The sequence below is a fragment of the Methanoregula sp. UBA64 genome (assembly GCF_002502735.1).
Classification (GTDB): domain Archaea; phylum Halobacteriota; class Methanomicrobia; order Methanomicrobiales; family Methanospirillaceae; genus Methanoregula.
This window is the reverse complement of record NZ_DAQC01000006.1, coordinates 214,293-234,752: the sequence shown is the minus strand read 5'-3', so window position 1 is coordinate 234,752 and position 20,460 is coordinate 214,293. Positions and strand designations below refer to the sequence as shown.

The following is a 20,460-nucleotide window of genomic DNA, read 5'->3' as shown; positions in this document are numbered from 1 at the left end:
TAGCATTATTGTAATCTGCACAATACCCCAAGAGATTTCCATAATCTTTTGGGTTCTGTTGATGCAGGTTGTGAAGATATGGTCGAACCATTTACAAGAGGAAATGCGGAAATTCTTGGAATTTACGGTCATAGCGCCAGTGGAAATCCTCCAAAAGATACGTTTACGTGTGACATAAATCAGGTACCCTCCATGTTTTTTGATTATCGTTGCATTAAAACAGGGCAGCTTACATTTGGAGTTTTTATTGATGGCGTAGATACCGGAGATACCGGGGGAACAAAGATGGAGAACATTGGGGCTGTCCGTCCTTTTCATTTCTGGGTTCCACAAAAAGTAAGGTCCTCCGGCTCTCACACGGTTATTGTAAAATATGGCCACCTGGAGACATCCCCGGATAAGATAGTATGGGATGGGAATTCCATATTTACCCTGGTTTTAACCGGGTCAAAGAGGGAATAAATCCGTTTTTTATTTTTTATTTCAGAATCTCACGGCAATTGGAGATCCCGGAGAGGAGATCGGCATTTATTATATATTTGTAAAAATAATATATTGCACAGAATAATGTGGGGATGACCAATGGCAGATACAAAAAACCAGAGGGATTCTTCTGCAGGACCTACCCCTCAATCCAGTGACACCGCCCAGAGGAACAGTGAATGGGCGGATACCTCCTGCAGGGATTGTGAAACCGTCAAAAAAATTGCGCTTATTATCATAATTGTGGGGATAGCAGCAATCATTGGATTTGCAATATTCGTAATGGCCAGGGATTCCAATCCCTCATCGACCCTGAATATTATTCTTCCCGTTTTTGCTACATGGATCGGAACGGTAATCGCATTCTATTTCGGCAAGGAAAATTTTGAATCGGCAAGTAAACAGGTCCGTGAATCCAATAAACAGTTACAGGAACTCCTAAAACAGGATACACAGGAAGATCTGGCAGCACAACCGGTCTCCGGGATAATGAAAAAAATTTCGGAGATGACCGTCATGAGCATGAAAAACAATAACGGGAATGACCGGAAAGAAAGCGAGATCCTGTTAACCGAACTCCGAAAAAAGTTTGACGATGATTGCGAAACCACCCGTCTGCCTATCCTAAAAGGGGATGGTTCACCAGCGTATATGATCCATGCAAGCAGTATCGATAAGTATGTCAAAGATATCCTGATTGAGCAAAAATCCGATGCTAACGAAGATGCTTCGAACGGTAAAACATTAGCGGATTTCCTTGAGGATCAAAAGAAAAAAGGATTTGAATTCGGGTTAAATAACGGTTTTATTGTTGTATCCGAATCTGCAACAATCGGTGATGCCAAAGATCTCATGGAAAAGATTTCCCTGTGCCAGGATATCTTCGTAACCAAGACCGGAAAAGCAACAGATAAACTCACGGGATGGATATCAAATACCCGGCTCTCCCGCCATCTAACAAGCGGATAACACAACCTGTTTTTTAATACCGCTATCCCTACCCGGAAGAATGCTGAATCAGACGTGGATAGAATCGACACGATGACGCAGCGGGGTGAAAATATTGCCGGGTTTGTCAAAATGGTCAAAGACGGATCTTTCTTTATAATCCCACAGGGCACTGTTTCTTCCGGCCGAAGGAAATATACGCGTTCTGTCGGATCCGCGTCCCAAAAGACACTATCCTTCAGTACCGTTCAAGGGGGTACAGCCGGGCGACCCCGGTCAGCGCCCATTTTTTATAAAAAACTAAATATATCCATACAGATCTTACTTTCTCTGATGGATCCGCCCCCGGGTGATGCGCAGTATGATTGAAAAATTTCCTCTTTCACTCTTTATCCCGATAGCCGGGCTTCAGTTTACCCTTCACAGGGGTTACCTTAAGCTTGTCCGGATTTACCGGAAACATATCCGGTTCGGGGTTCTCCCCACGATGATCGTGGCAGCAATTGTATTATTCGGCATCCTTCTGGCAAAATACTTCATAGAGGAACTTGTTGCTTTTTTCAATGGCAGCCAGAGTACTCTTTCCAGCCCGTGGATCTTATTCTGGGACAATTTCAGTTTAAATTCAACCCAAGCCTTGAATGCTATCCTCTCAATACAGGGGTTCCTTTACTTTATCGTTCTCTGTATCCTGATCTCGTCTTTTCATTATTTTGTAAAGACAAAAGAGACGTATATTGTTTTTTATGATTTCGTGGATATGTCCCTCGCTGATACACCCGTAGGAACATCCACCGAGAAAACAACACCGGGAAAAACGACCGGACATTACAGCGATCTGCTTCAGGCAGAACTCAACGATATTGTTGCAATGTATAAAGATGTCAATACGGAGGGTTGGGTAAAGGATCTGAGGGAACCCAACCAGATGGAACGTCCTTTCCCTCCCATTGCATCGCTTCAGCAACTCAAAGAAATTGAGGATAGTGAACCAATCCTTAAAAGCCAGTCAGTATCGGTTGGCTCCTTCACCATTCCCATCGGGGCAATCATTGCTTTTTTCAGCGAGAGAGTCAATGGCGCCCGATTGTCCGGGATGTACGGGTACATGGGCAACAATTTTGTGCTTTCGGCCACCATGGCCGATCCAAAAAACAAACGCGGGATCAGCTGGGCAGTCCGTCCCGACGATATGAGGGAAATCAAAGAGACGATCGATAAAAAAGATCTCTCTCTGGGATATCCGGATACCGAGCTGATGGTAAAAATACTGGCCTGCAAAATATTTACCGAACTCACGGGAAATGAAGGGTCGCGGAGGTGGGAAGCAACATTCTTCTTTAACGAGGGGCTGAAATTCTACCGGTCCTCGTTACCCGCAAGCGGGAAAAAACACGAACTGTTAACAAAAGCATGCAAAAATTTTTCTGCCGCTCTGGATTTTGACGGAAGTTACGAGAAGCTCCATTATAACCGGGGTAAGATCTATGAAGAACTGTCACTCACTTCCGGCAACGAACGTTTGGCAGATATCTATGTCCGTAAAGCAACTGCCGAATATAAGAAGGAGCTGGCAAACCAGCCGCGTCGCTGGGAGGCGTATTATGCGCTTGCGTACCTGGAATATCTTACCGAAGAGAAACACCGGGATAGTTGTGAGAATTGCGTTGGATGGCCCAATAATACGAGGGGGGACTGCCCGCCTATCGAGACCGGCAGGAGCCTGGAGGATGCTGCATGCCTGATAACCATATCCCATAATCTGCATACTCTCCGGTACCCGGAAGTTTTTGTTACACAGGGTTTGTTATACCTCCTCCAGGCCGAGGTGAAAAAAGAGGCAGGCTGCTATGAGAGGGAAATTTACGGGAAGGGTATTGCCTGCCTGCATACCGCGATACAGGCCGTTGTGAGATTTTCGGGAAATCGGGAAGACGGGATAATACCGGAGGATTTTTCATTTATCCGTCAGCTGAATATCCTGGGCCTCCTCTATCTCAACAGGGGACTCGGTTGCAACGGTACGATAGACTGGCAGGACCTGGAAAAAGCGGATTACCTGTTTTCCCGCGTACTGAAATCTGCTCCCTTCCTTGATTATGCCCTGTACAACCGGGCTCTTGTCAACCTGTTATTACCAAAGCGGTTATTTCCGGAACGGGCCGTGATGGCTAAGGAGCAGACCATGGCCCTGATCCGTATGGCCCCAAACAATCCTGACTGTTACCTGCTCGCCGTACTAGCCGGTTGCTGTTGTACGCATCCGGACCCGGGAAAGGCTAACCACACCGTGAAATGCAAACTGATCGCGGGCCTGAAAAAAACCAAGGGCTGGGATATTGGTACCTGGAAAGAGGCCAGGATGATCGTATCCTACCTGGAGGGAGTTGAAGCGTGGGGGATTCGTGAGATCCTGGGGAAAATGGAGACTTTCTTCTGCCTGCTGAACCGCAATGCCCAGAATACCCTGAAGACCTCTGCGGGGGATGAAATGTGCAGGTATGTGAAGAGCCACAGCCGGGTGTCAGCGATCATGATACTCTGCGACTTCACGAAGTCGCACCAAGAATCGCCTGAAGAACTGGAGAAAATTATCCATGATGCAGAACCCGGGTACGCCGAATTCCTGGAGAAATCCTGGGAGCTGGGAAAGATTTGGGCATCTCATGGCGACCGGTTCCTTACACTAAGCAAAACAGAAGGAATTGATAGGGATAAAAAACAGGCATTGATTGGCAAGAGTGAAAAGTGCTACCATAAGGCAAAGGGGTGCCTGAAGGATTATCCACCGGAGATAGAACAACTGGACGAACTGCTAAAAGGATTGGCCCGTGAAAAGGTTACCTGCTGAATAGGATCCCCGACCAAAACGACCGCACCGGCCAAAACAAAGAATCCATAAAAAACTCCGGCCTAATTTTTTTAATGCGGGAACAGGGATCCCGGCCTTCGGCAACTTCTGCTCATCGCTGCATGTGTATTTGCATTCCCCTGCTGCACCCTCTGGCAGGCCGCCCTTTTGAGCGCCGCAGGAATCCCGGAGCTTGTTGTTTCATGCATTCATCAACTCCCCCACTATCCTCACCACCACAATTTTCACATTTCAGGTTTTAAAAAGGAAAAAAGGGATTTAGCCGGCTATCGCCCGCATGATCTCCTGTGCTATTGCCGGATCTGCAACACGGGCAAGCACGAGCCCCGCAACCGCAACAAAAACGGCCCAGAACATTTTTTTTGTGTGCTCGTTCTTCCCGAATGCTTCGATTGCGGCATCCACGTCCGCCTGCATTGCCCACCTGATCACCTTTGGCAGGAAGACAAAGAGCGGGAGAAAGATGGTGCCGGCCCCTATCGCGGCAAGCGCCGGATCGGTCCGGCCGGCAAGCCAGAACCCCGACGGCACGGCAAAAAGACCGGCAAGGATCGCTGCCATCCCCGCCTCGCCAAACCAGAAGTAGTGCCGTTTTACCGCGTAGTTCTCCTTCTCCGCATCGGAAAGCGCCGCGATGTCGAAGATGCAGAGCACAGAAAGCATCCCGTACCAGACTGCATGCGTCTCTTCCGGGTCGGCGACAAGGCCCAAAAAGAGGACCGCGACCGGGACTACGAGAAGAACGGCCGGCAGGTGCGCGAGGAAAAAGACGAGGGCCATGAGGATGGCAGTCCCGCAGATCGCGGCCCTTGTCTGCACTTCATTCTCGAACATTGCCCTCCCCTGCGATCATGAACTCGAAAAGCGGGCTCGTAAATCCCCCCATCCCGGGGCGGAAATCCCGGTTCCCGCCGAGCCTTGCCCGCCTTTGGACGCCGGTCCGGATCTGCACGGTGTGGATCCCCGGAGCCCGGGGGTAGACCCAGCGGCCGTCCACGTCCCGGATCTCACGGTACGGCGGAATGTCGAACCAGTCCGGCCAGAACCGGATGCCGTGCGGGATATCGGTCCCCCGGATCAAATCCGGGAGTCTCTGCGGGGACAGGTTGTCGTAGATGAGATCGATTATGAGGTTCTCGTCACCCGTATCCGGGTTGAGATCCAGCTCGTAGAAGATCGGATTGCGCCGGACCTCTTCGAGGCTTAAGGGTTTGTCGGGAGTGAGCGGTTCGAGCCCGGAGAATTTCCCCCGGTAGAGGCCGGTCACTTTCGCGACAGGTTCTCTTGCTGCATTATCCGGCATGGTGCAGCCCCGACAGTTTTTCGTGTTCGTTCTGGAGTTTCTTAAACTCCTCGACAATCTCGTCATACCTGCCAATTTTCTGGTAGATGACGAGCAGGAGGGGATAGACCGGGAGCACCGCCCCAAGTATTATCCCGAGCATTTCATTTTCCATGGTGTAACCTCCTCAGGTAATTTTTTTTTTTAAAACACCGGCCCGGCAAAGCAGGGAGGGGGGAGAGAACAAGGGTCTCCTCCCTTCCTTTCGCACGGGGGCCGGAGGTAGAACGGCAGAATGCGTTTTTGGTGATCCGGGGATCTCCTTTTTTTATGCGAGGGCAGGAACGGTGTCGGCCCAGGTCTCGACCTTTGCCCGGATCGCATCGTCCATGTACGAGGAGAGGGTCACCTGGCTCCTGGTGAACGTCAAGTTGTAGAGCTCACCGTTCGGGTCATTGCATTTGAGGGTTGCCGAGTACGTTTCGGTGTCGGTGTCCCGGGCAGGCGAGCCGCCGTGGGCCGCAGCAAGTGCGGTATCGGCAAGCAGGGCGGCGGCACCGGCATTGAACCCGGCGACCGAGTTGAACCTGCCGTTATTGTTCCCTACTACCTTGGCGTCGCTGTTCTGGTACACGATCCTGACTACGTAGTTCTCTTTTGTCTTCTCGACCGGAGCGTGGGTTGTGCCGCCGCTCTTGTAGGACACGCAGCCAAACGGGTTTGTTGCGATGACTGACTGGACCAGTGCTTCAAAGCCCGCAACATTTTCGATCGGGGTTGCAAGTGTGCGGACCGCGGTTTTTCATCCGAGTGTTGTACGAAATCTCCCATGTGTGTCAACTCCTTTTTTTTTTAGGCCGGACCCGCTTTTACGGATCCGGCATGGTTCCCGGCAGGGTCTTCGCGCATCTCCTGCCGGCCCGGGGTTTTCCCGGGGTCATCTAAGGGCCCTTTTGACATAGTATTCTACGACGTAAGAGAGGATATCTCTGGCTGAATAAATTTTCAGAGGGTAAAACCGGGCATTATACGAGGATTTTAGGGCAATCCGGGGCAGGAAACGCGCCGGACAATTTCGCAAAAATGGGAGGGTGGTTCTACGTCGTAAAAAGGATCATTTTACCAAAAAGGGCATATCTTCGTTTCCAGGCCCTTTTTTATCAAAAACGGGCTGAAATACGATCGCCCCGTACTTTCGCCGCTGTAATGCTGCTATCTGTTACCTCGGGTTCTCCGGCGTAAAACGGGGTGTTTCCGGCCGAATTATTACCGCGTTTTCCCGAATTATTACCTCCGGAAGAGAGGTCCGGGGCAAACGGAGCCCGATTTGGGCTTGTTTTCGGGCCATTCCAAAACAGGGCATGAACGGTATTTTCGGGGGGGGTCCGGGGGGTAAAAAAGGGACGTTTCCATTTACCACGGGAAAGGAGGGGGGAGGGTTCCTCCCCTGCGGGGAGTTGCCCTCCTTTCAGGATAAGATTGCTTTTTTTCCGGCGGCCGCGGTTTTTCCCAAAAGAACCCTGCCGTCCTGCCCGAGCTCGACCAGGGAGTCCGGCGTGAGGCGAAGGAACCGCCAGGTGCCATGCCGCGAGCGGAGCCAGAGTTCACGTGATATGTCCGTATGCACCGGGATCCGGCCGAGCCCGAAGAGCTCGTCCCGGAACTCGTTTGCGAGCTCTGCGGCCGGTGCATGAATCCGTGAACAAGAGGTGACACGTACAAATGCGAGAGGGAGTGCCGAGACGATCGTAAAATCATACAGGTTTTCCGGGGCACGCACCGCGGCCTGGGTTATCCCGCGCCGGCGTGCAAGGGGAAGAGCGTCAGAGAGGGCCCGGTACGGAGGCGAGCCCCGTTTCATGCCTCACATCCCGGATCCGGTGTACCGTCATTATTCCGGTATTCCTTTGGAAGATCCCCGGGACGTACCGGTTCTCTGCCACACCCCGGGGCGAGTTCCTTTGGCAGGGACCGGGTCCTCACCGAGAGGTTGTAATGGTGCCAGTGCGTGCGTTTCACGCTGACCCGGTATACGGAGTCGCCGATACGGTTGATCTGGTGGGCGAGTGCCCGGGGCAGGAGGTAGAGCGGGATCTCGCTCTCTGTCACGGAGTTACTCTTCACCATCGTTATCCCTGCCTCCCGATACCGGTTTTTGGTATCGCTGCCCTGCCAGGTCCCCGGCCCGGGCCGGTCTGTCGTTCTTCTTTGCAAACCTGAATGGCATCCTTCCCTGAACCGTCGGAGCCATCCTGACCTTTGTGCGTGAATCCTATGGTATCACTTCCTTGTATTGTCGGCCCGGGAGAAACGGGAAAATTCCTTACACCCTTAGCCAGGTGAAAGCTTCCCGTATCCGCGGGTAGACCGGGCCCGGTGCAGTTCGTCACCTGCACAAGACCAGTCCATACATTTACGGGACAACCCCCGGCTGTCCACGAAGGAGGGGTTTTCCCAGGCGATATATATCCGTTCTAACGCAAGGATCTACCAAAGCGGGACGTATCGGGGGGAAAAACAGGATATTGTCCATTCGTTGTACAATGCTGATCAAACCGGTAAGAGGGATTAAAAAAATCAGTGAATTCCGCTGAAAAATATCCCCGCCCAGAGTACTGCAAGGAGCAGGGCGATCACTAAATGTCCTGTCGTTTTCTTTGCTGCAAAAAAACCTTCCAGTCCGCCAGCCAGAATCAGTGATGCGATATACGCAATCCTGTAGGCCAGGTATTGGGAGCCTCCAGGGCCGTTACCGGTAATGATTACCAGGCCGGTTATAATGAGGAACGGTAATGTCCCGATAAGTATTGCGCCGGTTGAATCACGGGACAACCAGCCATATACCAGGGGGGATGCGATGGTGGCCGGAAGCGCAATAAGGGAGATCAAACCCCAGAGCTGGCTGCCGGGCGTTCCTGCCTGCCACAAGAGGATTAAAAACGGGACAACCCAGAGAAGGATAATGATCGTGGATATCGCGATCGTCCGGAAAAAATTAAAGGAATTTTGGGTTTTTGCCGACATATCCTGTTACAACCCCCGGTTCATCACGCAGGAAGATTTCTTTACCGGGGATTTAACGGTTCTAGCGCGGCAGTCTACCAAAAAAGGGATGCGTTGGAAAAACGAGGATTTGTCAATTTGTTGCACAATGCTGATCAAACGCGGGGTGGAGTTGTGGCAATTGGCGGAACCGGTGCAGACTCGCCGTTTATTGTGAAATTAACCCGTACTGTGTCTAAAGGTGGAACATATTCTGTTATCACCAGGATCTCGACAGGAATGCCAGAAGAAAGATTTGCTGAATCGGCAGGGACTGCTTCCCAGTAGACACTTGTCCCCGGGGGAAAATGGATCACTTCAGGATTCAGGGGATAATATACTGTACCGTTATCCGAGATCAGGGTGTAATGACCCCCACCGGTGATATTTACCGTTCCCGTCACGGAGATCTTGGGAGAGGTCGATGGCTGTATCGTGAACAAATAGATCCCTCCTGTCACTATGCCTGCTATGATGATCGTTATCAGGAAATACCACGGAACCCTCATTCCAACGTTTTTTCGTTCCATTGCACTACACCCCGCCGCAGGTATCCCCCACAACACTATTCATGAGGTACTTCCCGGGTAATGAGGAGGTGTTATCGCAGGATACGGGACATCGACGAGCGCCACCTTCCCGTCGTACGTCACAAAGACATTTACCCGTTTATTGCTGCCGTCCAGAACGGTTATCGAAACACAGTATACTTCATTCTGGGCTTGTGTGCCAACACCCAGATTTGCAGTGCTGACTTCAGATACGTTATAGGCGCTGTTGTTAATTGCCTGAATGGTCCTGGTGTCAGTAAGGGCCACGCGGATCGCTTCGTCTTTGCTGATTTTATTCTCTGATGCACAGCCGGCAGCGGCTATGAAAAGAATTAAAATGGCAATCAGTGCGCCGGTTTTAAAAAAAAATTTTTGGGTTTTCCATTTTCAAAGCACGCATCCTCCTTTATCCTGTGATCCGATTACGGTTATGGCAAAAAACAAGAGGAGATCTGACTTCACTTTCCCTTCTCCTTTTCGAGCACATTCACCCGCTGCTCAAGAAGGAATAGTGATTGCCTGATGGGCTCAAGGGTGTTTCCCGTTGACGGTGTCTGCATTGTTCCCGTACCGGGATCGACCCGGTGACGGGCATCACATCGTTCCATTATCGAGTCAGCGAGAGTTTCTACATAGAGAATAGCAGTAATTCCCGCCCAGAAAATCCACAAGCCGGTTATCATGCAATACGCGGTAACGATCACGAATACGGCAGCAGCGGCTTTTTTTTTGAGATCTTTCTGACCCTCTTTATGCGATTCCTGGTAATCCAAGTAGAGAAACACTGCAACGATAAGAACAATGATGATAAGTGTCGGGAGAAATTGGGCAAGGGCAAACCCGATTACACTCACAATAATTCCCATAACCAATAATACGAGCAAGCCGATTTTCCGTTCCATAGCAAAATAACCCACCTGAGGACTCCTGCGAAGTCCATCGGTGAGATTGTAGTCTAGGTCCCTATAACAATTCTAGCGCGAGCATCTACCGGATTCTCCGGGAAAACCGGGGTGATCGGCGAGTGACGAGCCACGAGGCACCTGTTGAGATTCACGCCTAAAATAGAGTACTTATGCAGATTTTTGTTACGGGATATATTAAAAAAAAAGGGAAGATTTTAGGTATCTTTCTTGTGGAGATACGTTTCGATCATACTGCGGTCAATGAATTAGTCCATGTTGACGTAAGGGATTGCCCCGAGGGAATATCCATGTGCATCGCACCATGAATTTCCTGGGGGTTTCCATATATCCCACTCCATTCAACCGCGTATTTTCCACCGTACCCAACCTGACAGTCTCCGGCTTTGGGCTTGACAGTATCTTGATGGAGAACAAAGGCTCCCCCGATATTAAAGTTAATTCCGGAATATCCTGTAGATATCCCGACATTTACTGTCTGCTGATTGCCCGTGATCGTGGAACCGGGATTATAGGTAATCAAACGGGAGTTTCCATTTGTCAGCTGAACTTTGTTCCAGAAGTCAGTTAAAACCACTCCAGAATTGGGCTGAGCTGATGTCCATTGCCAGTAATAATAGTGGTCCTTTCCACTTGGATCTGCCTGATTGAATTTATACAGCATTAAGGCACAATCAGAATTTCCACCACTTGGAGTTGTGAGATGATCAGTCCAAACGCCAACGTACGATAACTGTGGGGAAAGTGTGTCGGGTTCTCCGGTGAGAGTGGTTAACGCTTTGACCTTATCAGAACCATATTTTTGGCTCATTTTCTGGATATATGTTCTAAATTCCGATTGATTCATCTGGGGCGTGCTGGAATTTGTTTCAATGGAATGTTGAACGGTGGTAATTACAGTCTGCTGGGTAGTGCCGTAATTTTCTCCTGCGGCGCTCACCATCGGTATCATCGCCATCGCTGCGAGCAGCAGTGCCAGCAGGATGACGCCGTAGTTCACATGTTTCATTTTTTCCTCCATTTTTTTTACATACGCTCCGCTCGAAGGACAGGTCACAATAGTTTACGATACTGTTCTCATGCCGTCGGGCGGGCCCGGGCCCGGCAAAATTCGTCGTCTTGCAGAACCCGGGTTTTTTTGGGACAACCCCCGGCTGCCCCGCGGGAAAACTCAGGTTCGGGAGATATAACGATTCTAACTCCCGTGTCTACCGGATCCCTGATCGGTAGACGATTGCGTTAGAAACGTTATGAGCCGGATTCCAAAACCCGCTCACCGGTTACTATGAAAGTATCCGTAACGAGCCTCGCAATCCTGGTCTGCGCCATCGTGCTCATATCGGGAGTTTCTGCACAGGGTACCGACAACAGAAGTGCCGGCTATACCGTGAGCCCGGCCGGAAGTCTGCATATGCCTGCGATCATGTCGCCCATGACCGTTGGAACTATCTCGCAGGGGGAGACCGACTGGCATACAGCAAGTGTCCCTTCGGGAAAGTCCTCCCTTACCGTTGACCTCAACTGGGGATATGTCCCTGATTCCCTCGCGCTTACGGTTATTGCCCCGGACGGGACGCTCGGGCCGTATTACGATGCGGATGACGGCGCAACGGACGGGAGGATCTTCATTACGATCAGCAGAAGCGGCGGAATTGCACCCGGAACCTGGCGGTTCAAGGTGTACGGGATGACGGTCCTTGGGACGCAGAGTTATAATTTTACCCCATATTAAAATCGAACCATAAATCTGATATCCCATCATAGAGAACCATTCACCAATGAGACCCCGCCCGGTGAGGGCTGCTGCCCTCATTTTTTTCCTTTTACTGGCAGCGTGCATACCGGCGGTTACCGCGGATTATGGCGGGTACAGCGTGGCCCCGGCGAAAGCCGGCGCGACAGACGGCCCGCCCCTGGACACTAAACCGATATCGTTCTTTGACCTTGACCTGCGGGAGATGCTCATTGCCCTGGCGCTGTCGTTTTGCCCGGTGCTTGTCTACCCGGTCGAGCTCTTCTTTTCTTTAAAGCTGCTTTTGGCCCTCGGATACCGGAAGGTCGAGAAGAACGCGGTCCTGTGGAACCAGAACCGCCGGGAGATCTTTGCATCCATTGCGGCAAACCCGGGCGTGAGGTTTGTAACCCTTGAACGGCTGACCGGGATTAAGGAAGGCACCCTGAAGTACCACCTGCTGATCTTAGAAGCAAAAAGGAGAATCGTATCCTTTGGGAGCGGGAGGTCGTTACGGTATTTCGAGAACAACGGCCGGTACAATACGCTTGAAAAGAGGGTCTTTTTCCACCTGCAGAACCCGACTACACGGAAGATCCTTGAGATCCTTGCCGCCTCCCCCGAGGTTTCACGCAAGGACATCGCCGGGATCGTGGGGATTGCCGGCCCGTCGATCACGTGGCACACAAAAAGGCTGGCAGGGGACGGGATCATCTCCACCAGCAAAAAGGGAAGGGCTGTCCGCTATACCCTGTGTCCTGCCGGGTTGAATGTGTTCAGGCAGTATACCGGGATGAGTGCCGGGGAATCGCCCGGGAGCGCGGACGGCCGGGGATGAACCGGGAGATGTAATCAAGGCAACAGAAAGGAGAACCGATCCTCATACCGTTGAAGACCGGTAGTTTATGGAAATTTATTAATATTGAGTGACATATGTATAGACCAGTGAGTAAGTCCTTCCCGAAACGGATGATGCCACCCTGAGGTGGATGGGACAAAGTAGGGAAGGGTTCACTGTTCATTTCTGCGGCCCGTTGAAATAATCAAATGCCAGCGTGACTTTTTCGCCGATAATTCCGGAAAACGTATCGTCATTAGTACGGTAATAATAATGCAGTGCGCCAGCTATGAAATCGGCAGCCTGAATACAGGGTTCATTCTTTGAATCAGCGTGTTCGATCCCGATAGGAATTTCTGCAGGATTGCCTGCCGGGTTCTTTTCAAACGTTTTGTAGATGAGATACTGGTCAAAGGCCTCCCTTTGGATCCCGTTGAGAGATTTATCCACGGTGATATCAACCGGGCCACTATCATGGTACCGCTGGACGATATGGGAGATGAGGGACCCGGTCAGGTAGTTATAGATAATCAGGTGATTCAGCCTCAGGTGGGGATAGACCTGTTCTTTTCTGAGCACACAATATGCAATGTCCGCGTTGGCAGATGCAATACAGCCAAGGATGCGTCTCTTGATCTCCGGGCTGGAATTGTTGAATTTGAATTCTGGAAGTTCCTTGTATTTTTTCTTCAGTTTGTTTCTCCGGATTTTTGCAAAGCAGCGGTGGATCGCGAGCGGGTCGTGGACGATGAGAGCTGCGATGACAAAGTATGGCGACGAACGATCGGTAAACCCGAGGTCTCCCGATTCGTCGATGTAGATCTTCACGGGAGAAATATATGAGAACGAAGTATATTTGCGTGAGGTTCTGGGGGCCACCGGAACCCGGCGGGATTTTTAAGACGCGAGCTGTCGCCTCAACATTTCCCGGCCTAATCGTTTGCCGATCCGATCGGTAGAGGTACAGGTCAGAACCGTTTTATCTGCCATCACGAATCGCACACGCACGGACAGACCGGGGAACGAATCCCCATAAAAAAAACCATGAGGTGGTGACCGTGCCCATACCTTCCAAAACCCCGGAAATCACCTGGCGGGACCTTGAGATAGCCGCCTACGGGTGCACGTTTATCCTCAGCATATCCTGCCTGATCCTGATTTATCTCGGGGCTTTCCGCAGGTGTATGCTGATCTTTCTCTTGGGCGATGACTGCGGGGTCGGGATCATCTGGTTCGTTATGGCGGCCGCAGTTGTCGGAACCGGGATATATTCGGCATGGCTGCTGTACCTCATGGAAAAGGAGCGGGCCTGTAGTAAAGACGACCGGGCCCGGGAGGAATAATGGGTATTCTCTTGCCAGATAGTTCCCATCGGCAGGTAATTTCATGGAAGATATGTCCCTGATCCTTACGACTGTGTTCATCCTCGCTGCACTGGCAGGACTCCTGGTCTTCTATGTATTCCTTGGATCAGTTGCCCTCCGGTATTTTGTGAAGATAGTAAAATCGATCTGGAATTCTGGCGATTAAGCCTGTTTTCAATGAAACATTTCCGGATTTGTTATTCCCGGATAACCTGACCGTTATTCGCTATTCCCGTCTTTTGAATTGATCCAGCCGGAAACGGCATCCTGCAAACCGCCCCCAACATTTTCCGCCCAACCTTCTGCCGATTCCGAAAAACCGGTAGACATACGGATTAGAATCCTTATATCTGTCATCGCGAACCCGCACAAACGTGGACAGCCGGGGGGTTGTCCCAAAAAGAAGGTCCGGGTTCACACCAGTCTTACAAAACAAAATGAACCCGTGTCTGCCTGAAGGCAGGGGACTTTTTCCTCCAGATCCTGTGAAGATTTTCCCGTACCTCCGGGCGAAGCAAAAAAGTGCAGAGGTAGAAAACATGAAAACATTGAAAATTGGCGTCATGCTGCTGGCACTGCTGCTCGCAGCGATGGCGATGGTACCGATGGTGAATGCAGAAAGTAACACTTCGGTAATTCAAATTGGTGAACCCAACCTGGTAACTGACAATCCGTCCGATATTAACGAGACACGTTATCAGATTATTGCAGGGATTCAGCAAAGTAACCTGGCACCACAGGAAAAAACCGAATTAATTACAACATTGAACGAAATTTGGTCTAATCAATCAAACCTTTCAAGCGATGAGCAGCAAAAGGTTATGATTAGAGCAACTTCGGTTTTACTTGGGAGAACTCAGGTAGTATCGCCACAATGGGGGGGAACACCGGGCGAGACTTATGGCGTTCATAATGATCTCGCAAAGGTTGCCGGCCAAAAAATGGGAGTCCTGCAGTATTACTGCGATCTTATGGCAAGAAATTCGCTGGTCCCGGATAGTTGGTCACTCAGTGCAAATCATTATTATATTACCGGAGCTGCGGATCAAGCAGAGAACTATGCAAATATTGCCCGCGATCATATCAAAAATCGAGGGGATTTAACCGCAGGTTATACGAATTTGTCGTATTCTTTGCACTTCATGTCAGACCTGTCTAATCCCTACCATTATGCACTGGTTTATGCGGCCAATCATCAAGCCTATGAAAGTTACCTGAACGACGAATGGTATAACGACATAGAATATTCCGATGTCATAACATCGAATTACTATTATTACCACATAACCGATGTTAGTACCGCCGCCTCCAACTTAGCTTCGTATACTCTCCAGTACCGGAGTTACATCACGAACACGATGGATACAAACAGTGACTGGCAGCATGATCCAACGCTGGTTCAGGACACAAAAAACTGCATTTTAGAGGGATTCAAATATAATATGGGTCTGGTTGATTATGCAAAACGGTGATAACCGGATAACATCACCCAATTTTTTATCAAAATACCGGAGGATTACCCATGGCGGAGAATAACAGACTTACCTACATTGTGGCAATTGCCGGGATATTACTTTTTGTCGTGATGAGTGTTGCATTCCTCCATTTCTGGATCCAACCAAATTCCGCGACGAGTATTGACGCATACACGATTTCAGTAAAAGGTCTCGATGATCACAGGGGGTTAATTGGAGACGTAATTATTGTTCCCCTTCCGGTTCGTAATGGAAAAGAGGTATTTTCTGATAAAGACCTCCAATACCAGAAATTCGGGAACTGGACTTCTGTGCTGGTCATGACAAAAGACGGAAAAATGCTCGGATTTCAAACAAATACCGGCGACCTTTCGGATCTTCAGGCAAGATTTTACAAATCATCCGGTGAAGCGGATTTCAGTACGCTTGAGGATACGACGCTCTTGCCGGTGATAAACGATTCAGTAGCCCTGTACACAAGCAGGGTCTCCAATTCCGGAAATGTCAAAAATTACACAACAAAAGTGTACATTCCCGATACCATTCGACCAGACAGTCCCGAGGCAAAAAGCATTACTTTCGATATGGAATTCCTATCCACTGAAGGGATTTCCCCGGGAAAAACCGGGAGGAACTATCATATCGACATTCACGAAGCAATTCCCGTCAATATATCCGGGCCGGTATCTGTTAACGCACAAACCTGGATAAGCGAATAATCCCAAAAGCAGGAATGTCTGGATAAATTTGTCCCAATGGGCATGGTTAAAGTCTGTATTTACAAAGCACAGAGGATCGCATAATGACGTTATTCCTCATGGGGAGATGATTCCTTGATATCAATAGCAGATAGCATCCTGTCCTGGGAACCCTATGATCTCGATCCTTTTTGCGATTGCCAAATCCACGTTTATGAGATCCCATGAAACCAGCCCGGAGTACCACCTTAGTTTTGTTGCAGAGGGGTCCGTACCATCGGAGGTTCCGGTTACCGTCGTTTACCAGCATATTCCGGATCGTTTCCCGGATATACCATTCCTGTTCTGGCAGACCAGATACCTTATCGAGAATTATACAATGGTGGAACCATGGTATTTGTGCAGCAACCTGCTGCACGAATTGGGGGTCACGCCAGGTTTCAGCAAATTTCCTCATGTATTTCAGGTTCCGGACAAAAGAATCCCTTCATTTCAGGAAATTCATGCATCGGGTCAGATGATAACCTGTCGATGATCTTTGCACCCCAGCCTTCCCGTTCCTCTCCCTTGTTTTTTTAATGGATCAAACCGGAAACGGCATCCTGCAAGCCGTCTCCTCTGACCTTTCCCGCCCGATTGTGTGCCGATCCGACCGGTAGAGGTACAAGCTAGAATCATTATACATGCCGGTTGCAAATTCGTACATACGCGGGTAAGCCTGCGGGAACAAAACCCTTGAAAATACCCCGTGAGGCAGTGACCGTGTCAAAGCATTTCCAGGACTGCAACATCACCTGGCGGGACCTTGAGACAGCCGCCTACGGGGGCACGTTTATCCTCAGCATATCCTGCCTGATCCTGATTTATCTCGGGGTTTTCCGCAGGTGTATGCTGATCTTTCTCTTGGGCGATGACTGCGGGGTCGGGATCATCTGGTTCGTTATGGCGGCCGCAGTTGTCGGGACCGGGATATATTCGGCATGGCTGATGTACCTGATGGAGAAAGAACGGGCCTGTTGTAAAGACGACCGGGGCCGGGAGGAATAATCCTTTTTATGAACCCCTTTTTTATTTGTAATTTTGGCATCCATAATTTTATTATCCACAAGGGATACTATTACGTATCAAAAGTTTACAAAAATTTCTAAAAATAGAGATTTTGTAAACTTTCAGGGAGGGTGAAATGGTACAATTAGGGGACAGGATAAAGATGGCGCGAACCGGGGCAGGGCTCAGTCTCAGGGCTCTGGCCGAAAAAGCCGGTGTCAGCGCAATGGCGATATCAAAATATGAGAACGGGAAGGACACTCCCCGATCCGGAGTTCTCATCAGCCTCAGCAAAGCGCTTGACGTCAGCCCGGATTATTTTTTCCGGACCGCGGAAGTAAAACTTTCCAAGCCTTTGTACCGGAACCACGATGCCCTGCCAAAAAAGGAAGAAAATGAGATCCACGAGCAGATCCGAGAACTGATCGAGAGATATCTGGAAATCGAAGAGATCGTGGGAGACCGGCAACAGTTCAGGCGGCCACCAAAGGAGAAGCGCCGGGTCCAGACGATTGACGACGCAGAAATAGCAGCACAGAATATCAGGTCTTTCTGGAAACTCGGTACGGACCCCATTGAAAATATCATTGATATTTTTGAGCAGAACGGGATCAAGGTGGGAGAGATTGACGGTACGGAAAACTTTGATGCTCTGACGTTCTCTCTCGATAAGCGGACGCCGGTTATCGTTGTCAAAAAAGGCGTTGTAGGGGACCGGCAGCGGTTCAGCCTTGCCCACGAACTGGGCCATATTATGTTGGAGATTTCCCCAGAGCTTGATACCGAAGCTGTGGCACACCGTTTTGCCGGGGCATTCATTGCACCGGGGCCGGGGATCATCGCGGATCTCGGGGCAAAGAGGAAGATGCTGGACATATTCGAGCTTCATCTTCTCAAACACAAGTGGGGTATCAGTATGCAGGCACTCATTTACCGGGCCCGCGATCTTCACATCATCAGCGAGGCAAAATGGAGCCTGTTATTTGATGTTTTTACCACAAACGGATGGCGGGAGAATGAACCGGGCGATCATCCCAAACCGGAGAGCCCGAACCGGATGAAGCGCTTGATCTTCCGGGCACTCATCGAGAAAAAAATAACCCGGTCCCGGGCAGCAGAACTCCTTGGTACGGATTTTGATCAATTCTGCCAGAGCGAGATGATGGAGCACAATGGATTCCCCATTCCCGTGTGTGATTGATGCTGGTATCCTCTTCGATGTCTCTCATGGGGGAATCGTACGCGAAGTGTTCCATCTCCCCATCATCTTTGTAACAAGCGATCTTATCGCAGACAGGGAACTCATTAATCCGCCATTTTCCCTGTTCGAAAAGGCGGGTCTTGAAAAAAGGGATTTATCCGGCCCGCAGACTGAAGCACTGCTCCAGCTCCGCCGTGATCATAAAAATCTCTCCGTTTACGATATTTCCGCATTCCTGCTGGCTCGTGACCTGGAAACAATTCTCCTTACCGGCGATGATGCACTCAGGACGTTTGCTCAGTCTTCCAGGGTCGAAGTCCACGGGATTTTGTGGATCCTTGACTATCTAATTCATGATGAACTTATCACTGAACTTGAAGCAGCCATAGCCTTAGAGCAGGTTATTGGCCACAACAGTTACCTGCCAAAAAAGGAGTGCAAAGAGCGGATCGCCCACTGGCGAAAATAACGGCGGGATTTTTTTTTAACAGAACGTTTGAAAATGGGCTTACCGCCCCCACGCCCGAGCGCATGCTAAAAGTCCGGTGGCTGGTGAGATTTTCCCGGAAAAACCCGGACGCTTTTGTCAACTACGACGTATTACAGCCGGGGGATAAGCGCCAAGGTTTGGTGTATTGATCCGGGGTGACGAAACTTGTCACCAGACACCGGGGAAGTATTTCGGCGCGCAGCGGGAAATAATTTGCTACGTATTTAATATGTGTTTACTACGTAAATTCATCACACATTTTTCCCCATTCTGACTAGATGTATGACCTGGTAAGTTTTGTTGGCCGGGGGAGAGTCAGGAAAAAAGTACTCCAAGCTCTCGCCAAACCCAATTCTCCGACAGATCTTGCCAAACAATTGGATATCGAACGCTCAACAATCAGCAGGGCAATTATCGAACTTACTGAAAAAGGACTCGTGGAGTGTTTGACACCAGATGAGCGGATGGGTCGTTATTACAGAATTACTGATGTTGGGAAGAAAGTTGTCAATATAATTGAGGGGAAAGAGGAATGAGACGGGGATTTGATTGTCCCGTGCGGCCGATCCGGAAATTTTTGCCACAGTGGGGGAACAAAATTTAAACATTGATCCGGTTCCGTGACTCATGAAGATTTTCAAATCATCTAAAAATACGCACATAGCCCAAGAAATAATTGAAATTCATGCAGATATCATCGGGGACTGTGGTGGAGATTTAGACACATACGAAAGGCACAACTACATATTTTGAAATTTGTTAAGGGATACCGCGTTTTTCATTATTAGAATCATTGGGAAAAAACTGAGACTCGTTCTCCCGGGATTTTAGTTTAGCGGACATTTTTTCATATTTTAAGATTGAACTATAAATAATCCACAAAAGGATACAAAGCGCCGCAAAAATACCAATATCCCCTACGATAATAAGATATCCCACAATACCTTGACTAATCAACTGATGATAGTTTAAACCAAGATAATAAAATGGATAGATCATTGCAGGGCTAAAGGAGATAAACAATAATATTAATACAGCGGTGTGTTTCTTATAAACACTAAATACTATATTTGGTTGCCATCCTACATCATCCCAGTAGTGCTGCCAACCGATCCAATATTTGTCAAATCGCTTTTTATTTGCAGAAGATCTTTCTCCAAGCAAGTCAGGGATCCGTCTAGCTTCAATTTCATCGGAGATATATTTCCCTATAACTGCGGTGTTATATTGTTCCCAAGAATATCGAAGAATAAAAGGAGAAGCATAAAACGGAATGAGAATTAACAAAAAAAACAAGTCATGACCTGAAACATAAGCCGTTCCCATAATCCCATAAAAAGCAGTTAATATTAAAACTAAATAGTAAAATAGAGAAAGCTGTCGATCTGAACATTTAATAATCTCATCTCGTAAGGCTTTATATTCCGTCAAAATACATTTCAATCGGTATCGGGTTAATTCATCAACTGTGTTTTTTAAATTTTGGCACTCCCCAGCATTATCATTCATAATGG

Annotated in this window: 28 protein-coding genes; 14 read left to right on the top strand and 14 right to left on the bottom strand. The window is 49.2% G+C overall.

Annotated elements, in window-relative coordinates; all coding sequences use genetic code 11:
- The first annotated feature begins 78 nt into the window (after positions 1–78).
- From BP758_RS09630 to BP758_RS09620, 3 genes are all read left to right on the top strand, one after another.
- Positions 79–462, top strand: coding sequence for a hypothetical protein (locus BP758_RS09630; protein WP_292370661.1), 384 nt, complete (start codon positions 79–81; stop codon positions 460–462).
- Positions 463–582: 120 nt separating this feature from the next.
- Positions 583–1,452, top strand: coding sequence for a hypothetical protein (locus BP758_RS09625; protein ID WP_292370660.1), 870 nt, complete (start codon positions 583–585; stop codon positions 1,450–1,452).
- A 340-nt stretch (positions 1,453–1,792) separates the two neighbouring features.
- The gene (locus tag BP758_RS09620; RefSeq protein WP_292370659.1) at positions 1,793–4,282 is read left to right on the top strand and encodes a tetratricopeptide repeat protein; all 2,490 of its coding nucleotides are present in this window, start codon (positions 1,793–1,795) and stop codon (positions 4,280–4,282) included.
- Positions 4,283–4,561: 279 nt separating this feature from the next.
- Here BP758_RS09620 and BP758_RS09615 read toward each other — a convergent pair whose 3' ends face one another.
- The 11 genes from BP758_RS09615 to BP758_RS09565 all read right to left on the bottom strand — a co-directional run bounded on the left by BP758_RS09615 (position 4,562) and on the right by BP758_RS09565 (position 11,122).
- Positions 4,562–5,137, bottom strand: a complete 576-nt coding sequence (locus tag BP758_RS09615) for a hypothetical protein (RefSeq protein ID WP_292370658.1) — start codon at positions 5,135–5,137, stop codon at positions 4,562–4,564.
- Complete coding sequence (locus BP758_RS09610) at positions 5,124–5,606, bottom strand: hypothetical protein (protein WP_292370657.1); 483 nt, start codon at positions 5,604–5,606, stop codon at positions 5,124–5,126. Before BP758_RS09610 ends, BP758_RS09615 begins: the two co-directional genes overlap by 14 nt.
- Complete coding sequence (locus BP758_RS09605) at positions 5,596–5,760, bottom strand: hypothetical protein (RefSeq protein ID WP_292370656.1); 165 nt, start codon at positions 5,758–5,760, stop codon at positions 5,596–5,598. The genes BP758_RS09610 and BP758_RS09605 overlap by 11 nt, the downstream gene beginning before the upstream one ends.
- 153 nt (positions 5,761–5,913) lie before the next feature.
- On the bottom strand, positions 5,914–6,291 hold the full coding sequence (locus BP758_RS09600; protein WP_349680506.1) for a hypothetical protein: 378 nt from the start codon (positions 6,289–6,291) through the stop codon (positions 5,914–5,916).
- 762 nt (positions 6,292–7,053) lie between these two features.
- On the bottom strand, positions 7,054–7,446 hold the full coding sequence (locus BP758_RS09595) for a hypothetical protein (RefSeq protein ID WP_292370655.1): 393 nt from the start codon (positions 7,444–7,446) through the stop codon (positions 7,054–7,056).
- Positions 7,443–7,712 carry a hypothetical protein gene (locus BP758_RS09590; protein WP_292370654.1) on the bottom strand — a complete coding sequence of 90 codons (270 nt, stop codon included), beginning with the start codon at positions 7,710–7,712 and terminating at the stop codon, positions 7,443–7,445. Before BP758_RS09590 ends, BP758_RS09595 begins: the two co-directional genes overlap by 4 nt.
- A gap of 450 nt (positions 7,713–8,162) precedes the next feature.
- On the bottom strand, positions 8,163–8,609 hold the full coding sequence (locus BP758_RS09585) for a hypothetical protein (RefSeq protein WP_292370653.1): 447 nt from the start codon (positions 8,607–8,609) through the stop codon (positions 8,163–8,165).
- Between the two features lie 134 nt (positions 8,610–8,743).
- Positions 8,744–9,157: a hypothetical protein gene (locus BP758_RS09580; RefSeq protein WP_292370652.1), complete on the bottom strand. Its 414-nt coding sequence runs from the start codon at positions 9,155–9,157 to the stop codon at positions 8,744–8,746.
- A 39-nt stretch (positions 9,158–9,196) separates the two neighbouring features.
- Positions 9,197–9,445: a hypothetical protein gene (locus tag BP758_RS09575; RefSeq protein ID WP_292370651.1), complete on the bottom strand. Its 249-nt coding sequence runs from the start codon at positions 9,443–9,445 to the stop codon at positions 9,197–9,199.
- Between the two features lie 191 nt (positions 9,446–9,636).
- Positions 9,637–10,080: a hypothetical protein gene (locus BP758_RS09570; protein WP_292370650.1), complete on the bottom strand. Its 444-nt coding sequence runs from the start codon at positions 10,078–10,080 to the stop codon at positions 9,637–9,639.
- A 250-nt stretch (positions 10,081–10,330) separates the two neighbouring features.
- Positions 10,331–11,122: a hypothetical protein gene (locus BP758_RS09565; RefSeq protein WP_292370649.1), complete on the bottom strand. Its 792-nt coding sequence runs from the start codon at positions 11,120–11,122 to the stop codon at positions 10,331–10,333.
- Positions 11,123–11,386: 264 nt separating this feature from the next.
- Between BP758_RS09565 and BP758_RS09560 the strand changes: the two genes are divergently transcribed.
- Positions 11,387–11,833, top strand: a complete 447-nt coding sequence (locus BP758_RS09560; protein WP_292370648.1) for a PPC domain-containing protein — start codon at positions 11,387–11,389, stop codon at positions 11,831–11,833.
- A gap of 46 nt (positions 11,834–11,879) precedes the next feature.
- Complete coding sequence (locus BP758_RS09555; RefSeq protein ID WP_292370647.1) at positions 11,880–12,671, top strand: winged helix-turn-helix transcriptional regulator; 792 nt, start codon at positions 11,880–11,882, stop codon at positions 12,669–12,671.
- Positions 12,672–12,851: 180 nt separating this feature from the next.
- Here the strand turns inward: BP758_RS09555 and BP758_RS09550 are convergent, their stop codons facing one another.
- Complete coding sequence (locus BP758_RS09550) at positions 12,852–13,499, bottom strand: DUF3800 domain-containing protein (protein WP_292370646.1); 648 nt, start codon at positions 13,497–13,499, stop codon at positions 12,852–12,854.
- Positions 13,500–13,855: 356 nt separating this feature from the next.
- Here BP758_RS09550 and BP758_RS09545 point away from each other — a divergent pair, with 356 nt between their 5' ends.
- The 4 genes from BP758_RS09545 to BP758_RS09530 all read left to right on the top strand — a co-directional run bounded on the left by BP758_RS09545 (position 13,856) and on the right by BP758_RS09530 (position 16,229).
- Positions 13,856–14,014, top strand: coding sequence for a hypothetical protein (locus tag BP758_RS09545; protein WP_292370645.1), 159 nt, complete (start codon positions 13,856–13,858; stop codon positions 14,012–14,014).
- Between the two features lie 43 nt (positions 14,015–14,057).
- Positions 14,058–14,201 (top strand): hypothetical protein, encoded by a 144-nt coding sequence (locus tag BP758_RS09540; RefSeq protein ID WP_292370644.1) that lies wholly within the window; start codon positions 14,058–14,060, stop codon positions 14,199–14,201.
- A gap of 319 nt (positions 14,202–14,520) precedes the next feature.
- A complete protein-coding gene (locus BP758_RS09535; protein WP_292370643.1) occupies positions 14,521–15,507 on the top strand; it encodes a hypothetical protein in 987 nt (328 codons plus the stop codon).
- 50 nt (positions 15,508–15,557) lie between these two features.
- Positions 15,558–16,229 (top strand): hypothetical protein, encoded by a 672-nt coding sequence (locus tag BP758_RS09530; protein ID WP_292370642.1) that lies wholly within the window; start codon positions 15,558–15,560, stop codon positions 16,227–16,229.
- Between the two features lie 46 nt (positions 16,230–16,275).
- On the opposite strand, the gene BP758_RS12355 is transcribed toward BP758_RS09530, so the two are convergent.
- A complete protein-coding gene (locus BP758_RS12355) occupies positions 16,276–16,674 on the bottom strand; it encodes a DUF1016 N-terminal domain-containing protein (RefSeq protein WP_394339201.1) in 399 nt (132 codons plus the stop codon).
- A gap of 422 nt (positions 16,675–17,096) precedes the next feature.
- Here BP758_RS12355 and BP758_RS09525 point away from each other — a divergent pair, with 422 nt between their 5' ends.
- The 5 genes from BP758_RS09525 (at position 17,097) to BP758_RS09505 (ending at position 19,699) form a co-directional block, all read left to right on the top strand.
- The gene (locus BP758_RS09525; RefSeq protein ID WP_292370641.1) at positions 17,097–17,255 is read left to right on the top strand and encodes a hypothetical protein; all 159 of its coding nucleotides are present in this window, start codon (positions 17,097–17,099) and stop codon (positions 17,253–17,255) included.
- Between the two features lie 136 nt (positions 17,256–17,391).
- On the top strand, positions 17,392–18,456 hold the full coding sequence (locus BP758_RS09520) for a helix-turn-helix domain-containing protein (RefSeq protein ID WP_292370640.1): 1,065 nt from the start codon (positions 17,392–17,394) through the stop codon (positions 18,454–18,456).
- Positions 18,428–18,925, top strand: coding sequence for a hypothetical protein (locus tag BP758_RS09515; RefSeq protein ID WP_292370639.1), 498 nt, complete (start codon positions 18,428–18,430; stop codon positions 18,923–18,925). Before BP758_RS09520 ends, BP758_RS09515 begins: the two co-directional genes overlap by 29 nt.
- A 299-nt stretch (positions 18,926–19,224) precedes the next feature.
- Positions 19,225–19,482 carry a winged helix-turn-helix domain-containing protein gene (locus BP758_RS09510; RefSeq protein ID WP_292370638.1) on the top strand — a complete coding sequence of 86 codons (258 nt, stop codon included), beginning with the start codon at positions 19,225–19,227 and terminating at the stop codon, positions 19,480–19,482.
- 91 nt (positions 19,483–19,573) lie between these two features.
- Entirely contained in the window at positions 19,574–19,699 is a 126-nt protein-coding gene (locus BP758_RS09505) for a hypothetical protein (protein ID WP_292370637.1), read from the top strand.
- Between the two features lie 6 nt (positions 19,700–19,705).
- Here BP758_RS09505 and BP758_RS09500 read toward each other — a convergent pair whose 3' ends face one another.
- Positions 19,706–20,455, bottom strand: a complete 750-nt coding sequence (locus BP758_RS09500; RefSeq protein ID WP_292370636.1) for a hypothetical protein — start codon at positions 20,453–20,455, stop codon at positions 19,706–19,708.
- Positions 20,456–20,460: the final 5 nt, after the last annotated feature.

What these genes read in the sequence shown, in the direction of transcription:
- BP758_RS09630 (WP_292370661.1), top strand. Translation starts at nt 79, where the DNA reads ATGGTCGAACCATTTACAAGAGGAAATGCGGAAATTCTTGGAATTTAC.
- BP758_RS09625 (WP_292370660.1), top strand. Translation starts at nt 583, where the DNA reads ATGGCAGATACAAAAAACCAGAGGGATTCTTCTGCAGGACCTACCCCT.
- BP758_RS09620 (WP_292370659.1), top strand. Translation starts at nt 1,793, where the DNA reads ATGATTGAAAAATTTCCTCTTTCACTCTTTATCCCGATAGCCGGGCTT.
- BP758_RS09615 (WP_292370658.1), bottom strand. Translation starts at nt 5,137, where the DNA reads ATGTTCGAGAATGAAGTGCAGACAAGGGCCGCGATCTGCGGGACTGCC.
- BP758_RS09610 (WP_292370657.1), bottom strand. Translation starts at nt 5,606, where the DNA reads ATGCCGGATAATGCAGCAAGAGAACCTGTCGCGAAAGTGACCGGCCTC.
- BP758_RS09605 (WP_292370656.1), bottom strand. Translation starts at nt 5,760, where the DNA reads ATGGAAAATGAAATGCTCGGGATAATACTTGGGGCGGTGCTCCCGGTC.
- BP758_RS09595 (WP_292370655.1), bottom strand. Translation starts at nt 7,446, where the DNA reads ATGAAACGGGGCTCGCCTCCGTACCGGGCCCTCTCTGACGCTCTTCCC.
- BP758_RS09590 (WP_292370654.1), bottom strand. Translation starts at nt 7,712, where the DNA reads ATGGTGAAGAGTAACTCCGTGACAGAGAGCGAGATCCCGCTCTACCTC.
- BP758_RS09585 (WP_292370653.1), bottom strand. Translation starts at nt 8,609, where the DNA reads ATGTCGGCAAAAACCCAAAATTCCTTTAATTTTTTCCGGACGATCGCG.
- BP758_RS09580 (WP_292370652.1), bottom strand. Translation starts at nt 9,157, where the DNA reads ATGGAACGAAAAAACGTTGGAATGAGGGTTCCGTGGTATTTCCTGATA.
- BP758_RS09570 (WP_292370650.1), bottom strand. Translation starts at nt 10,080, where the DNA reads ATGGAACGGAAAATCGGCTTGCTCGTATTATTGGTTATGGGAATTATT.
- BP758_RS09565 (WP_292370649.1), bottom strand. Translation starts at nt 11,122, where the DNA reads ATGGAGGAAAAAATGAAACATGTGAACTACGGCGTCATCCTGCTGGCA.
- BP758_RS09560 (WP_292370648.1), top strand. Translation starts at nt 11,387, where the DNA reads ATGAAAGTATCCGTAACGAGCCTCGCAATCCTGGTCTGCGCCATCGTG.
- BP758_RS09555 (WP_292370647.1), top strand. Translation starts at nt 11,880, where the DNA reads ATGAGACCCCGCCCGGTGAGGGCTGCTGCCCTCATTTTTTTCCTTTTA.
- BP758_RS09545 (WP_292370645.1), top strand. Translation starts at nt 13,856, where the DNA reads ATGCTGATCTTTCTCTTGGGCGATGACTGCGGGGTCGGGATCATCTGG.
- BP758_RS09540 (WP_292370644.1), top strand. Translation starts at nt 14,058, where the DNA reads ATGGAAGATATGTCCCTGATCCTTACGACTGTGTTCATCCTCGCTGCA.
- BP758_RS09530 (WP_292370642.1), top strand. Translation starts at nt 15,558, where the DNA reads ATGGCGGAGAATAACAGACTTACCTACATTGTGGCAATTGCCGGGATA.
- BP758_RS09525 (WP_292370641.1), top strand. Translation starts at nt 17,097, where the DNA reads ATGCTGATCTTTCTCTTGGGCGATGACTGCGGGGTCGGGATCATCTGG.
- BP758_RS09520 (WP_292370640.1), top strand. Translation starts at nt 17,392, where the DNA reads ATGGTACAATTAGGGGACAGGATAAAGATGGCGCGAACCGGGGCAGGG.
- BP758_RS09515 (WP_292370639.1), top strand. Translation starts at nt 18,428, where the DNA reads ATGGATTCCCCATTCCCGTGTGTGATTGATGCTGGTATCCTCTTCGAT.
- BP758_RS09510 (WP_292370638.1), top strand. Translation starts at nt 19,225, where the DNA reads ATGTATGACCTGGTAAGTTTTGTTGGCCGGGGGAGAGTCAGGAAAAAA.
- BP758_RS09505 (WP_292370637.1), top strand. Translation starts at nt 19,574, where the DNA reads ATGAAGATTTTCAAATCATCTAAAAATACGCACATAGCCCAAGAAATA.
- BP758_RS09500 (WP_292370636.1), bottom strand. Translation starts at nt 20,455, where the DNA reads ATGAATGATAATGCTGGGGAGTGCCAAAATTTAAAAAACACAGTTGAT.